The organism is Bradyrhizobium sp. LeoA1Lang, from assembly GCF_055413685.1.
The window spans coordinates 102,350-116,353 of record NZ_JBVAPG010000001.1; the positions used below are offsets into that span (position 1 = coordinate 102,350).

General features: G+C 64.4%; 15 protein-coding genes. 7 read left to right on the forward strand and 8 right to left on the reverse strand.

The genetic code is table 11. From position 1 onward, the window contains the following. Positions 1-26: 26 nt before the first annotated feature. Both ACZYOF_RS00430 and ACZYOF_RS00435 read right to left on the reverse strand, forming a co-directional pair. Positions 27-899 (reverse strand): tetratricopeptide repeat protein, encoded by an 873-nt coding sequence (locus tag ACZYOF_RS00430; RefSeq protein ID WP_463714412.1) that lies wholly within the window; start codon positions 897-899, stop codon positions 27-29. A 279-nt stretch (positions 900-1,178) separates the two neighbouring features. Beyond that, the gene (locus tag ACZYOF_RS00435) at positions 1,179-1,616 is read right to left on the reverse strand and encodes a hypothetical protein (protein ID WP_463714413.1); all 438 of its coding nucleotides are present in this window, start codon (positions 1,614-1,616) and stop codon (positions 1,179-1,181) included. A 356-nt stretch (positions 1,617-1,972) separates the two neighbouring features. Here ACZYOF_RS00435 and ACZYOF_RS00440 point away from each other — a divergent pair, with 356 nt between their 5' ends. Next, positions 1,973-4,279 carry a caspase family protein gene (locus tag ACZYOF_RS00440; RefSeq protein WP_463714414.1) on the forward strand — a complete coding sequence of 769 codons (2,307 nt, stop codon included), beginning with the start codon at positions 1,973-1,975 and terminating at the stop codon, positions 4,277-4,279. Between the two features lie 19 nt (positions 4,280-4,298). Here ACZYOF_RS00440 and pip read toward each other — a convergent pair whose 3' ends face one another. The 6 genes from pip to pqqA form a co-directional block, all read right to left on the reverse strand. Then, the gene (gene pip, locus ACZYOF_RS00445) at positions 4,299-5,285 is read right to left on the reverse strand and encodes a prolyl aminopeptidase (RefSeq protein WP_463714415.1); all 987 of its coding nucleotides are present in this window, start codon (positions 5,283-5,285) and stop codon (positions 4,299-4,301) included. Beyond that, on the reverse strand, positions 5,275-6,480 hold the full coding sequence (gene pqqE / locus ACZYOF_RS00450; protein WP_282528950.1) for a pyrroloquinoline quinone biosynthesis protein PqqE: 1,206 nt from the start codon (positions 6,478-6,480) through the stop codon (positions 5,275-5,277). Before pqqE ends, pip begins: the two co-directional genes overlap by 11 nt. After that, positions 6,477-6,785, reverse strand: a complete 309-nt coding sequence (pqqD, locus tag ACZYOF_RS00455) for a pyrroloquinoline quinone biosynthesis peptide chaperone PqqD (RefSeq protein WP_463714416.1) — start codon at positions 6,783-6,785, stop codon at positions 6,477-6,479. The genes pqqE and pqqD overlap by 4 nt, the downstream gene beginning before the upstream one ends. Before the next feature lie 11 nt (positions 6,786-6,796). Next, the gene (pqqC, locus tag ACZYOF_RS00460) at positions 6,797-7,552 is read right to left on the reverse strand and encodes a pyrroloquinoline-quinone synthase PqqC (protein WP_463714417.1); all 756 of its coding nucleotides are present in this window, start codon (positions 7,550-7,552) and stop codon (positions 6,797-6,799) included. A gap of 35 nt (positions 7,553-7,587) precedes the next feature. Beyond that, positions 7,588-8,517, reverse strand: coding sequence for a pyrroloquinoline quinone biosynthesis protein PqqB (pqqB, locus tag ACZYOF_RS00465; protein ID WP_463714418.1), 930 nt, complete (start codon positions 8,515-8,517; stop codon positions 7,588-7,590). A gap of 133 nt (positions 8,518-8,650) precedes the next feature. Beyond that, complete coding sequence (gene pqqA / locus ACZYOF_RS00470; RefSeq protein WP_082637312.1) at positions 8,651-8,731, reverse strand: pyrroloquinoline quinone precursor peptide PqqA; 81 nt, start codon at positions 8,729-8,731, stop codon at positions 8,651-8,653. Between the two features lie 257 nt (positions 8,732-8,988). Here pqqA and ACZYOF_RS00475 point away from each other — a divergent pair, with 257 nt between their 5' ends. The 6 genes from ACZYOF_RS00475 (at position 8,989) to ACZYOF_RS00500 (ending at position 13,991) form a co-directional block, all read left to right on the forward strand. Continuing rightward, positions 8,989-9,249 carry a DUF6894 family protein gene (locus tag ACZYOF_RS00475; protein ID WP_028166081.1) on the forward strand — a complete coding sequence of 87 codons (261 nt, stop codon included), beginning with the start codon at positions 8,989-8,991 and terminating at the stop codon, positions 9,247-9,249. 175 nt (positions 9,250-9,424) lie between these two features. After that, positions 9,425-10,699, forward strand: coding sequence for a PQQ-dependent sugar dehydrogenase (locus ACZYOF_RS00480; protein WP_463714419.1), 1,275 nt, complete (start codon positions 9,425-9,427; stop codon positions 10,697-10,699). A 118-nt stretch (positions 10,700-10,817) separates the two neighbouring features. Beyond that, positions 10,818-11,387, forward strand: a complete 570-nt coding sequence (locus tag ACZYOF_RS00485) for a c-type cytochrome (protein ID WP_282528953.1) — start codon at positions 10,818-10,820, stop codon at positions 11,385-11,387. Between the two features lie 260 nt (positions 11,388-11,647). Beyond that, positions 11,648-13,039, forward strand: a complete 1,392-nt coding sequence (locus ACZYOF_RS00490; RefSeq protein WP_463714420.1) for an amidase family protein — start codon at positions 11,648-11,650, stop codon at positions 13,037-13,039. 209 nt (positions 13,040-13,248) lie between these two features. Next, complete coding sequence (locus tag ACZYOF_RS00495; RefSeq protein WP_463714421.1) at positions 13,249-13,725, forward strand: glutathione peroxidase; 477 nt, start codon at positions 13,249-13,251, stop codon at positions 13,723-13,725. Beyond that, complete coding sequence (locus ACZYOF_RS00500; protein ID WP_394568656.1) at positions 13,722-13,991, forward strand: DUF3297 family protein; 270 nt, start codon at positions 13,722-13,724, stop codon at positions 13,989-13,991. The genes ACZYOF_RS00495 and ACZYOF_RS00500 overlap by 4 nt, the downstream gene beginning before the upstream one ends. The last annotated feature ends 13 nt before the right edge of the window (positions 13,992-14,004 follow it).

The window sequence follows — 14,004 nt, forward strand, 5'->3', positions numbered from 1 at the left end:
GCTTTAGACGCGGCGACCGTTGATCCCTACTTCAAGCGGAGCCTCTGCAGCCGCTTCACGGCGAATTCGTCGCCAGGCTTCAGTCTTAAGACGGCCTCGTAGTCGCGATACGCACGATCAAGCTCGCCTGCCCGTTCGTAGGCTAGCCCTCGATATCTCAGGGCCGTAGTGGAATTGGGGCGGAGTTCGACAGCTTTATCCAAGCTTTCGATCGCGGCCTTCTCATTCTTCAGTGTGAGATGTGCGGCTCCGACGCCCACCCGAAGTCGATACGTGTCGTTTTGCGTGAGATGCCCGAGTGCCAGCGCCTTATCGTAATCCTCCAGCGCGGTTTGCGGTCGGTCCGAGCGATTATAGGCCTCGGCACGTCCAAGCATGAATACGCCCGATGTCGGATCAAGCTTTATTGCTTCGTCAAACCGATGGATTGCTTCCTCGGATTGGCCTAGTTCCATAAGCGCCAGTCCCTGGCCATTGGGGAAAGTCCCGTCATCAGAAAAAAACTTTGCCCCGGCGGTGTAGTCGGCCAGTGCAAGCTCAAAGCGACTTTGGTGGTGATAGAAAAAGCCGCGCTCGCTATAAGCGCGTCGATCGGTAGAGCCGACCATTTCAACGACCGCATTGAAATCGGCTTCGGCTTGATCCCAGCTTTTTGCCAGCTGAGCGGTAACACCCCTCATCAGCAGCAGCTCTGCCCGGTCTTTAGGACTGAATTGCTGCTCGAGCCCTTTGGAGTAAATTTGGATGGCGCGCTCAAAGTCCAGCTTGCTTACGGCAACGGCAGCAGCCGTCTGGTAAGTCTGGGCGTCGGACGCAATCACCGCAGAACAGATTGGCCACAGCACGGACAGGAAAGCAATTCCGCGCAGGACTCTCCGCTGTGCCAAGCCAATTTTCATTTGCTTCTCCGGGCCGAGAAAGCGCTCATGCCCGAAGTTGATGCAATCGACAATGGTTCTTATCGAACAATGCAACCGTAATGCTGATTGCGGTTAAACAATCGTTGATCGAGCAACATCTGTCCTCCGCCATTGCTGCCGGCGCAGATTAAGCTTGGCCTCCAAGTTCGCTATTGGACCATCGCGTCATTTCGTGGCGGCGCAGCAATTCGGTCGCTTTTAGAGCGAGGCGGACATCAACTGGCGGCGTCCACAGAATCCGGTTTATGGATACGCTAGTCACTTCATCGTAATGGTGATGCGAGCCAGGCTGGCCGAGAGCTCCACGCCCAACCTGGGTCCGCTAAGCACCAGGACGACGCCATTCGCATTCTGCAAGCGCACAGCGCCGGCTCCGGCGACGAGAGCGCCGGCGGCTCCGACCGCAGTGTAGGTGCCTGCCAGATCGCCGGGATCGCGCAGGTTTTGGGCCTGCCCGACGAACTCATCAATTGACAGCGCAAGCGTGGCGCCAAAACTCGCGCCCGAAATGTCGAAGGGATATTTTTTGCCGTGGAATGTCAGCACGCCTGTACCATTGCCGACGGCGGCGATGATTCCGGCCTTGGAGAAGAGGACATGCACGCTGCCGGTGTCTGCCGGTGACGGACTGGTCGTCGCCGTCCACGCGGCGAACGCTATCAGGCTGGATGCAATTGCACCGCGAAAGTTGCGCATAAGACCTGGTCCCGCGTTTGAACGAGCTGAGGTCGAAGTCCGAGCTTGAGACGAGAGACAATCCTGATCAGGCGCAAGAACGCTTGCGTTAGATCAAGGCGGTCTTTGTCCGCATGAAAATGCGCCGGCTCCGAAATCCTAACCCGAGGGCTGGAATCATGCTGAGCGCCGGCGGCTTCAAGTGCGGGCGGCGGTAGCCACGGTTCCATTCACTGACCGCGTCGAATGGGCCGCGACGAAAAGCCCGTGGAACGTACAGGGGAGGCCAAGGATTGCCATAATTGGCGTAATTCCTGTTCAGCGCTGGTTCACCCGTCGAGGAATCCAATCGAGTGGCATCCGATAGGGGAATGATCATGACACGCATTCTGTTGGCATTGTTCATTGGCCTGGTGTCATCGATCGCGCTGCCTGCACAGGCGCAGGAGCAGGAGAAGCGGCTCGCGCTGGTGATCGGCAATGGCGCCTACGCGACTGGTGCGCTGCCGACGGCGGACAACGATGCAGGCCTCGTGGCGCAGACGCTGCAGGCCGCGGGCTTTGACGTCGTCGGTGCCCGGGACCTCGACGGCGAGACGCTGCGGAAGTCGTTCCGTGAGTTCGTGCAGAAGGTGCAGGAGGCGGGATCGAACACGGTCGCCTTTGTCTATCTCGCCGGCTACGGCGTGCAGCTTACGGGTGAGAACTATTTCATTCCGGTCGATGCGAAGATCGCCCGCGACATCGACGTGCCGGTCGAAGGCCTGCGGCTGTCGGACTACATGCGCCAGCTCTCGGCGCTGCCGGTGAAGGCCAACATCATCATCCTCGATGGCGCGCGTGCGAATTCCTTCGCCAAGGAGGGGCAGCCGCTCGCCGGCGGCCTTGCGCTGGTCGAGCCCGACCCGAAGATGCTGGTGGCGTTCAATGCCGCACCCGGCACGATCGCGCCGGAAGGCCAGCCGCCTTACGGCCCCTACGCGCAGGCGCTTGCCGAGATGATCCGCGCCGGCGGCCTGCCGCTGCCTGAACTGTTCGACCGCGTCCGCCTGCGTGTCAGCGAGATGACCAAGGGCGCGCAGATCCCGTGGAATGCGCAGAAGATCGACACGCCCTTCATGTTCTTTGAACGGCAGCAGGACGCGCCGCCGACCCAGGTCGACGCCAGCGCCCGCGACAAGCCGATCCGCGACTTCGACGCCAAGGACGCCTATGCCGCCGCGCTGGAGCGCGACACGCTGCAGGGCTATGAAGACTTCCTGCAGGCGTTTCCGAATGATCCGCTTGCGAAGCGGGTGAGGGCGATCGTCGCCGCGCGGCGCGAGGCGATCACCTGGGGGCGGAGCTATCGCACCGATTCGCCGAATGCCTATTGGTCCTATCTCCATCGCTATCCGCGCGGCCCTCATGCGGCCGATGCGCGGCGGCGGCTTACAATCCTGTCGGCGGCGCTGGAGCCGCCGCCGTCCTTTGCGCCGATCGACTACGACGTTGGGCCGCCGCCGCCCGATGAGTTCATGTATGTCGAGGATCGCCCGGTCCTCTACTTCGATGATCCCGTGTTCGCCTTTGCGCCGCCGCCACCGCCGCCGGTGTTCTTCCTGCCGCCACCGCCGCCGGATTTCGTGGTGCTGGCGCCACCGCCGCCTCCAGTGGATGTCTTCGTGCTACCCGTTCCGCTGTTCGTGCCGATCCCGGTCTTTGTCCGGCCGCCGATCTATGTTGCGCCGCCGCCGAACAACATCGTGTTCGCCAACATCCACAACCAGACGATCATCAACAACGTCATCAACAATCCGAACCCAACTCCGGCGCAGCTCGGCGCGCTCGGAACGAAGTTCAGTGGTGGCGCAGCTCGGCCGGCGATAGCGCCATCGCTGCCGCCTGCCGCCGCGCAGCGGGCTAATCTGGTCCAGCCATCGCCGCAGGGCGCTGCTCAGCCGGCGCTGGGCACCAAGTTTGCGCCATCAGCATCACCAGCGCCGGGCGCGGCACCCAACGCCGCGGGCGCGCATGCGCTGCCGGGCGCCGGAAGGCAGCCATTGCCGCAGACGACGACGGCGCCCGCGACCGCCGCGCAGCCTGATCCGGGCTCCAAGGCGACGCGACTGACGTCCCCACCGACTGCGCCCAACGCGGCTGGCACCAATGCGCCGGCTGGGACCAAGGGACGGCCTTCGCCGCAGACCGCGACGGCGCCTGCCACGGCCGCGCAACCCAACGCGACCAAGCCGGCAGCTTCGCCGAGCGCTGCCGCTGCGCCGGCCGACACGAAACTCAATCGGGCAGCGCCCGGGCAGCGGCCGTCGGCCGCACGGCCGGCGGATGTTCCGAGGGCCGCTGCCGCGCCGCCATCTCGCAACGCGCCCGCGGCGAGCGCCTTGGCAAGGCCGACACCTTCCGTCGCTCCGCCGGCTGCCGCGCATCGCCCGTCACCGCCGCCGGCAGCGGCGCGGACGCCGCCGCCCGCTGTCGCAGCGCGGGCGCCCGCGCGTGCCGCGGTCGCACCGCCGCCAGCTCCCGCTCCGCGCGTTGCGGCGCCACCGCCACGCGCAGCCGCGCCGCCGCCCCGGGTCGCATCACCGCCGCCGCAGATGCAGCGCGCGGCACCACCGGCGCGGCCGGCTCCGCCAGCGGGTCGCGGCGGAGCTGCCTGCCCGCCCGGCGGGTGCCCTCAGCATTGAACGGTGTGAAGCGCGGGCCTCAATCCCGCTTGCGCGAGGCGAGATCCGCGATTGCCCTCATCACGGCGTCGCGGACACCGGGGTCGTACAGGATGTGCCCGGCGCCTTCGACGATGCGGACGTCGGCCTCTCGCCAGCGTGTGGCCAGCGCAAACGACGTGGCCGGCGGACACAGCAGATCGTAGCGGCCCTGCACCAGGATGCCGGGAATTCCTGCGAGCTTGCCGGCTTCGTTCATCAACTGGTCGGGCGCCATGAAGCAGTCATTGGCGAAGTAATGCGCCTCCATGAACGGCGTCGCGGGAGGGGCGCGCGAGGCGTTCAGCGAGGCGAGGTCAAGCCGTACGCGGGCGGGCGCGTGGATGGAGAGGATGTGTTCGGTGTCGTGCCAGGCGCGCGCGGCCGGGCCGTGCACCGCAGCGTCGGTGTCGAGGATGCGCCGCCAATAGGCCTCGAGCGGCTGCTCGCGCTCCTCCATCGGCAGAACGCTCAGGAAGTCCGCCGACAGCGCCGGGTAGAAGCGCGGCAGCGTGTCGAGAAAGGCGCCTTCCAATTCCCTGCGCGTGCCGAGGAAGGTCGCGCGCAGCGCGAGGGCGGTGACGCGATCGGGATGCGCCTGCGCATAGGCCAGCGCGAGCGTCGCGCCCCAGGAGCCGCCGACCACCAGCCAGCGCTCGAAACCGAATTTCTGCCGGATCGCTTCCATGTCCGCGATCAGGAGCGGCAGCGTGTTGGCCTCGCGCTTTCCCTTTGGCCGGCTGCGTCCGGCGCCGCGCTGGTCGAACAGCACCGCATGAAAACGCTCGGGATCGAACAGGCGGCGGTGATCCGGCTGGCAGCCGCTGCCGGGGCCGCCATGCAGATAGACGGCGGGCACGCCGCCCTCGCGGCCGACACTCTCGACATAGATCTCGTGATCGTCGCCGACATCAAGGAATTCGGACGTCAGTGGCGCGAAAGGATCCGTGCGGCGCGATGATTTGCCCGCCTCGGCGTCAGGCGCCATGGTCGCCTTCCGTCTCCAGCGTGCCGCCGGCGAAATTGCGATAGAGGAAGCGGTTGTTGTTGGCGGCCGCCTCGGTCTCCGCGAGCTTGAAGATCTTCTCGTGCATCGGCGACAGCGTGCAGGCCGGATCGGTATTCCCCGCATCGCCGGTCAGCGCAAAGGCCTGGCAGCGGCAGCCGCCGTAATCGACCTCGCGGAATTCGCAGGATTTGCACGGCTCGGGCATCCACCCCGTGCCGCGATAGCGGTTGAAGGCTTCCGAGTTCTGCCAGATCCAGGCGATCGAATGGTTCGAGCGCACGGATTCGAACTGAAGCCCAGTGATGCTTTCGGCGGCATGGCACGGCAGCACCTTGCCGGCCGGCGAGATGTTGAAGAACTGCCGGCCCCAGCCGCCCATGCACTTCTTCGGCCGCAGCGCGTAATAGTCCGGCACCACGTAGTCGATCGCGAGCACGCCCTTCAAGCGCGCCTGCGCCTCCTCGACGATGCGGCTGGTCTCCTCGATCTGCGCGATCGTCGGCATCAAGGCCGCGCGGTTCTTCAGCGCCCAGCCGTAATACTGCACGTTGGCGACTTCGAGCCGGTCGGCGTCGAGATCAACAGCCATCTGGATGATGTCGGAAAGCTGGTGCAGGTTCTGCCGGTGCATCACCGCATTGACGGTGAGCGGCAGGTCGAGCTCGCGCGTCCATCTGGCGGCCTGGATCTTCTTCTCGTGCGAATTCTTCAGGCCCGCGACGCGGTCGGCCACGACAGGCTCGTTGCCCTGGAAGCTGATCTGCACGTGGCAGAGGCCGGCATCGGCGAGCGCCGCCAGTTTTTGCTTCGTCAGCAGCACGGCCGACGTGATCAGGTTGGTATAGAGCCCGACGTCATCAGCGTGCTGCACCAGCTCGACGAGATCTTTCCGCGCGGTCGGCTCGCCGCCGGAGAAATGGATCTGCAGCACGCCGAGCTCGACGAGCTCGGTCATCACCTTCTTCCATTCCTCGGTGGTGAGCTCGCTGCCGGAACGGTCGAGCTCGACCGGGTTGGAGCAATAGGGGCATTGCAGTGGGCAGCGGTGCGTCAGCTCCGCGAGCACCGCCAGCGGAATGCCGTAGCTCGTCGCAGTCGAGCGGCGCTGCTCCAGCACCGCCAGCCCGTCATCCGGCGCGGCCGTCGTCTTGCCCTCGGCGAGAATGTCGCTCATGGCGTCTTCTCCCGTGCCTCGTTGAGAAAACCCTTGTCCGCCAGGCCCTGCAGCATCGCGATCACATCGGTCGAGATCGCCTCGCGCGGTGCGGCGTATTTCGCGGCGAGCTGATCGACCATCTCGGCGACGCTGCGCTCGCCGTCGCAGAGCTGCAGCACTTCGACCGCGATCTCATCCGGCGCCAGCACGCGTTCCGGCGCCAGGATCACCCAGACCTGCCGTGTCTCGTCGAACTTCAGCTTGGCATGCCGCGGCAATTTCGGCCGGCTTGCCTCGCTGACGCTGATGTTGCGGCCCGCCATCGAAAAATCCTCTAGCTCGCCGTCGGCACGAAAGCGCCGGGCGGGATGTGGCCGTCGACATAGGCATGATAGAGCGCGTCGAGCTGCACCCACAGCACGTTGGTCTTGAAGATCAGCGCATTGCAGACCGCCTCGCGCTCCGCCTGCGTCGTGGCGTGCTTCTTGACGTAGTCGAGCGCAAATCCGGCATCGCGCGGCGCCTGCTGCAGGCGGCGCTTGAAATAGCTCATGATATCAGGATTGACGAAGTCATAATGCTGCAGCATGCCGGAGATGCGCTCCTCGTGCAGGTTCGGCGCGAACAATTCCGTCAGCGAGGAGGCGATCGCCTCCAGCGGCGTCCGGTCGCGGCAGAAATGCACATAGGCTTCCACCGCAAAGCGCGTCGCCGGCAGGATGCCTTCGGTCGATTCGACATAGGCGCTGTCGAGGCCAAGGCCTTCGGTCAGCTTCAGCCAGCGCTCGATCCCGCCTTCGCTGCCGACATCGCCGTCGTGGTCCTCGATGCGGTGGCGCCACTCGATGCGGGTCAGGCGGTCGCGGAAGCGCGAGATCACCACCGCGTCCTTGATCGGGATCGTGCTCTGGTAATAGTAGCGGTTCAGCGCCCAGGCCTGCACCTGGCCCTTGTTCAATTTGCCGCCATGCAAGAGCTTATGGAACGGATGCAGGTTGTGATAGCGCGTCGCGCCGATATGGCGCAGCGCGGCTTCCAGCTCCTCGGCGCTATCAAGCGACACGCCCTTGCCGATCGAATAGGCGGTCATCCCTTTGGGCGAAGGTTCTTGGGGTAAAGGTGCATTCAAAGCTCAATCTCCGTTCCATCGGCGGGGATCTGCCAGCCGGCCCGCTCGGCGGCCTGCCGCTCGGGCGAGTCCTTCAACAGCGCCGGGTTGGAGTTGTTGATATGCAGGAACAGTTTTCGGCCGATAGCAAGCTCCGCGAGGCTCTCGATCGCGCCGTGGCCGCCTGACATCGAAATATGTCCCATCCCCTGACCGGTCTTGTTGCCGAGTCCCGCCGCGATCAACTCGTCGTCGCGCCACACCGTGCCATCGAAGAACACCAGCGGCGCTCCTGCAAGCCGAGATTTCAGATCATCGGTCACGCGCGCGCAGGCGGCGAGGAAGTAGAAATATTTACCGCTGGCCTTTTCCGCAATGCGCAAGCCCAGCGTATCGCCCACGCCGTCCTTGCCGGCCGGATGCGCTTTGCCCTCGAGATACCACGCGCCCTTGCCGGGAACCTCGAACGGCAGCACTTCGATGCCGGAGGGTGAGCCGTCGGGCAAGGTCGGCTCGAATGCGTGGTCCACCGCGATCGGCTGGCGCTTGACGTTCTTCTCGCTCAGCACGTCGAAGACGCTATTGGACTTCAGGATCGCCAGCACCCGCTGGTGCGCGTAGATCGTAAACGGCGAACCCTCGCGCATCGACAATAGTCCCGCGATCGCGTCGATCTCGCCATTGGTGAGGATGACGCCCGCGATCGGACTATGGCGGAGCTCGCCGCGCTTTGGGTGCAATTGCGGCGTTGCGGTCACTTGCTGACGCAGGTCGGGCGAGGCGTTGACCAGGAACCAGTGCGCGCCGTCAGCGCTGACCGCGATCGAAGCCTGGGTGCTCTGCAGGTCCGGCGCTTCGCCTCTTGCCTTGGTGCACACCGGGCAGCCGCAGTTCCACTGCGGAACACCACCACCGGCCGCCGCGCCCAGGACGACGACGCGAAGCATGATCCGTCTCCTGGCGAAAATCTGATAGGCAGGGACACAATAACACAGACGCGGGCGTCAACGCGCATCCCTTGGGGAAGGTTCGGACGCCCGCAAGTCCAGCTTCCGTGAGAGATTTGGCTGTCGCGTCCGCTTACTTGCGGGTCGCGCACATATACATGTTGATTTCCATGCCGACGGAAACTTCGGCGATCTTCGGTGCTTTCCAGGCCATTGAGCTCTCCTAAATTGAAACCGGGACGTATTCCGCCCTGCCAATAAAGTAATGCGGGCGAAAAAGTTCGCCAGTTAAATTTTGACGTGTTGCGCTGCATAAGTCATGCTGCGCCGCAACTTAGGGAATTCACGCAGTTGTGCGAGAGCCGCAAGTCAAATCACACGTTTCGCTGTTGTTCGCATTGCAATCAATAGCAATTCTGGGTTTGACGGAGGCTTCCATCGCAAGGGTCTCAACCGGAGTGTCTGCCGCCGATGCCGCGCTATTTCTTCAACACCCGTATCGGCGATGAGCTGATCTCCGACCCCGAGGGCGAAATCCTGCGGGATCCCGATCGCGCCTGGGAGATGGCGCGCGCCATGATTCGGGAACTGCTGCGGACAGAAGGTGCCGACGCCACGCTGTTGAATGCCGTCATCGAAGTGACCGACGACGAGGGCGATATCGTGCTCGAATTTCCGTTCTCCGAGGCGATCATCGGTCCGCCGGATACGGGCTCGGTCACGAAACATTGAAGGTCCGCGCGGTCGTTCTGCGCTGGATCGCTTCCCCGCCTCGATTCCGACCATGTTCCGGATTGCATCCGTGGACGAATGTCGGAAACTGCCGTTCACGAAGCCACGCCGGCGTGTGCAGGGCGCTGTACATGCGAGGACCAACAGGCTTTCGCATCTGGGGAGAACCACAACGATGAACAACCTGACCACGCCGCGCGGCCTTGTCCTGGCCGGCGCTTTCTTCGGCGCATTCACGCTTGCCGCCCATGCCCAGCAGCCCGCCAGTCCACCTGCCGCCGGCGCGGCACCTGCCGCAGCGCAGCCGCTGCCGCCGGGCTCGCCCCTGATCGGACGGCCCGAGAACGAGGCGGCTGCGAAGCTGGCGCCGGTCGCGCCGCCGCCGCTGGCGGCCGCGCCCGACAAATTGCCGCTCGCCAAGCTCAAGGTGCCGGCCGGCTTCAACGTCGAGGTCTACGCCGCCGGCATGGCGAATGCGCGTTCGCTGGCGCAGAGCGACAAGGGCACGGTGTTGGTCGGCAGCCGCCTGGTCGACAAGGTCTATGCCATCGTCAACAAGGACGGCAAACGCCAGGTGAAGGTGATCGCCTCCGGGCTCTATCGTCCGAACGGCGTCGCTTTCAAGGACGGCACGCTCTACATCGCGGAGCTCTCGAAGGTCTCCAAGATCGAGAAGATCGACGACGTCATCGACAGTCCGCCGAAGCCGACGGTGATCTACGACAATCTGCCGAAGGACGAGGCCCATGGCTGGAAGTTCATCGCCATCGGCCCGGACAACAAGCTCTATGTCCCGGTCGGCCAGCCCGGCAACAACGTGCTGCATGACGATGCGCATGGCCAGATCCGGCGTATCAATCTCGATGGCTCGGGCGCGGAAGTCTATGCGGTCGGCGTGCGCAACACGGTCGGCTTCGACTGGAATCCCGAGACCAAGCACCTCTATTTCACCGACAATGGCCGCGACTGGCTGTCCGAGACGGTGCCGGAGGACGAGCTCAACCGCGTGACCAAGGCCGGCGAGGATTTCGGCGCGCCGTTCTGCTACCAGGGCAACATCATCGACCAGGAGCTCGGCTGGGGCAAATCCTGCAGCGACTACACCCCGCCGGTCGGCCTGATGGGCCCGCACACCGCGGCGCTCGGCATGCGCTTCTACACCGGCAACATGTTCCCGAAGGCCTACAAGAACGCGATCTTCGTCGCGCGCCATGGCTCCTGGAACAAGTCGAAGAAGGAGGGCGGCGATGTCGTCGTGGTCAAGCTCGACAAGGACGGCAAGGTGAAGTCGGTCGAGCCGTTCCTCACCGGCTTCCTCGCGGACAACAAATATGTCGGCCGTCCCGTCGATGTGATGCAACTGAAAGACGGCTCGCTGCTCGTCTCCGACGACTGGAACGGCGCCGTCTACCGCATCACCTACGGCAAGCAGAAGGTCGCGGGGCAGTAGATCGTACTCTCTCTCCGTCATTGCGAGCGAAGCGACGCAATCCATGCCTCCGCAAGTGGCGAAATGGATTGCTTCGTCCGCTTCGCTCCTCGCAATGACGGAGCGCCAGGAAAGATCGATGTATAAGAAGCTAATCACCGCGCTCGCCTGTGCATCCATCACCTTCGCCGCCAGCGCCGGGACCATCCAGGAGCGCGCCGCGCCCTGTCTTGCCTGCCATGGCGAGCGCGGCATGTCCGAGACCGAGAACACCCCTTCGCTCGGCGCCCAGCAAGCGGCTTACGTGTTGATCCAGCTCTTCATGTTCCGCGAGAAGCTGCGCGCGTTCGACACCATGAACGAGATGGCGAAGGATCTGTCCGACGACGACCTCCGCACCTTTTCCGATTTTATCGCCACCTTGCCCAAGCCGGCACCGCCCGCCGAGGTCGGCGATTCCGCCCGCATGGCGCGCGGCCAAGCATTGGCGCATCAATATCTCTGCAACAACTGCCACAGGCCGGATTTCTCCGGCAACGACAACGTCCCGCGCATCGCCAACCAGCGCGAGGACTATCTGAACAAGACGCTCAGCGAGTACAAGGACAACACCCGCCACGGCTATGACGGCACCATGGCCGACGTGATGCAGCCGGTGACGAAAGAGCAGATCGCCGACCTTGCCTATTACATCGCCCGCTATCGCTAAAGTGCGCGGCGATCGTCATTCGGGGGCGCGCGGAGCGCGAGCCCGGAATCCATTCGTCCACTTGCGCGGGTGGACAAATGGATTCCGGGCTCGATGCTATCGCATCGCCCCGGAATGACGGCGTCACCGTTTTCGCGGAGGTCATCCCGACCTTCTCCCCATGCGCGAGGAGAAGGGGCAGATGCCATCTTTGTCCATTCCTTGCGCTGGCCACGTCAGCCCTGTGACGCTAAAACACGCCCGTCGCAACGGAGTTGGCAATGGAAGAACTTTGGCGTCTGTCGGCCGCGGATCTGGCCGGCCTGATCAAATCGAAGAAGGTTTCGGCGAGGGAGGCGGCGACTGCCGCCCTGGCGCGGCTGGACGCGGTCAATCCCAAGCTCAATGCCGTGGTCGACCACAGACCTTCGGAAGTGCTGGCGCAGGCGGACGCCATCGATGCCGCGATTGCCCGCGGCGAGGAGATCGGCGCGCTCGGCGGCGTTCCTGTCACGATCAAGGTCAATGTCGACCAGGAAGGGTTTGCCACCACCAACGGCTTGACGCTGCAGCGCGACGTGATTGCGAAGGCCAACAACCCCGTGGTCGAGAATTTGCGGAAAGCGGGCGCCGTCCTGCTCGGCCGCACCAATTGCCCGGCCTTCTCCTATCGCTGGTTCACCACCAACCTGATCCATGGCGACACCAAGAACCCGCGTGATGGCGGCATCACGCCGGGCGGCTCCTCCGGCGGCGCGGGGTCCGCGGTTGCGGCCGGCATCGGGCATATCGCGCATGGCACCGATATCGCGGGCTCGATCCGCTACCCGGCCTATGCCTGCGGCGTGCATGGCTTGCGGCCGACCATGGGCCGCATCCCCGCCTTCAACGCGGCGCTGCCGGAGCGGCCGATCGGCCCGCAGATCAGCGCCGTCTCCGGTCCGCTGGCCCGCACCGTCAACGACCTGCGCATCGCGCTCGCGGCGATGTCGGCCCGCGACGTCCGCGATCCGTGGTGGATGCCGGTGCCGCTGGAGGGACCTTCGGTGCCGAAGCGCGTCGCGATGTGCCTCGATCCTGATGGACTCAATCCGGTCGCCGAGGTGAAGGCGGCGGTGGCGGATGCCGGCAAGCGGCTGGAGCGCGCCGGCTGGACCGTCGAGGAGATCACGACAACGCCGCCGCTGCGCGAAGCCGCCGACCTCCAGACCAAGCTCTGGCTCGGCGACGGCTATGAGGCGCAACTGGAAGCCGCCGAGCGCGAGGGCGATCCCGGCGCGCTCGCCTGCCTGCGCGGCAGCCGCGCCAAAGTGCATCCTTTCGATCTTTCGAAAGCGCTGACGCGCCGGGCGACGTTGACGCGCGAATGGCTGGCGTTCTTCGAACAATATGCGGTGTTGCTGATGCCGGTCTCCGGCGAATTGCCGTTCCCGGATCAACTCGACTGCAAAGACGATGCCTCCTTTGCCCGGGTCTGGAACGCCCAACTGCCGCAGATCGCCATTCCCTTCATGGGCCTGCCCGGGCTGGTTGTGAGCACAGGCCTGGTCGGCCGGATTCCCGTCGGCGTGCAACTGGTCTCGGGCCGCTACCGCGAGGATCTCTGCCTTGCCGTGGGCGAGGCGATCGAAGCCGGCGGCACGCCGTCTGCGGTCATTGATCCCGCAGGCTGATCGAACCATGGTGATTGCAGCGCGCAAAGCTCCCTCTCCCCGTTCTTACGGGGAGAGGGTTGGGGTGAGGGGCTCTCTCCGCGGGTACGGTGACAGACGGACTCGTAGAGGCTCCCCCTCACCCGGATCGCATCTGCGATGCGATCCGACCTCTCCCCGCAAGCGGGGCGAGGTGAAGCGGAGACCGCTTCGTGCTTTGAGGGAAAACCATGCCCACTGTCTATGATTTTGCGGCCCGCTCGCTGGCCGGAGATGAAGTGCCCCTGAAGCGGTTCGAGGGGCAGGTCCTGCTCATCGTCAACACCGCCAGCGCGTGCGGCTTCACGCCGCAATACAAGGGCCTGCAGGAACTCTATCAGGGGCTCTGGCCACGGGGTTTTTCCGTGCTCGGCTTTCCCTGCAACCAGTTCGGTGGGCAGGAACCGGGTGATGAAAAGCAGATCGGCGAGTTCTGCGAAACCAACTACGCGGTGACGTTCCCGATGTTCGCCAAGATCGAGGTGAATGGCGCGAACGCACATCCGTTGTACGAACACCTGAAGAGCGAGAAATCGGGCCTGCTCGGCCCGTCGATCAAATGGAATTTCACCAAATTTCTGGTCGACCGGTCGGGCAGGGTGGTGGCGCGCCATGCGCCCACCGCGCGGCCCGAAGGACTGAAGACAGCAATCGAGGCCCTGCTATGAGCGAGAACAACGAAACGCCCCATGAGGAACTGCCGGACCGCTTGTCGGTCGATCCGAACAGCCCGTACTACAACGCGGATATCCTGGCCCGCGACGTGGGCATCCGCTTCAAGGGCGCCGAAAAGACCAATGTCGAGGAGTATTGCGTCAGCGAGGGCTGGGTGCGCGTCACCGCCGGCAACGCCAAGGATCGCTACGGCAATCCGCTGACCATCAAGGTCCACGGCCCGGTCGAGCCGTATTTCCGCGATAAGACGAAGTCCTGATATCTGAAGCGTA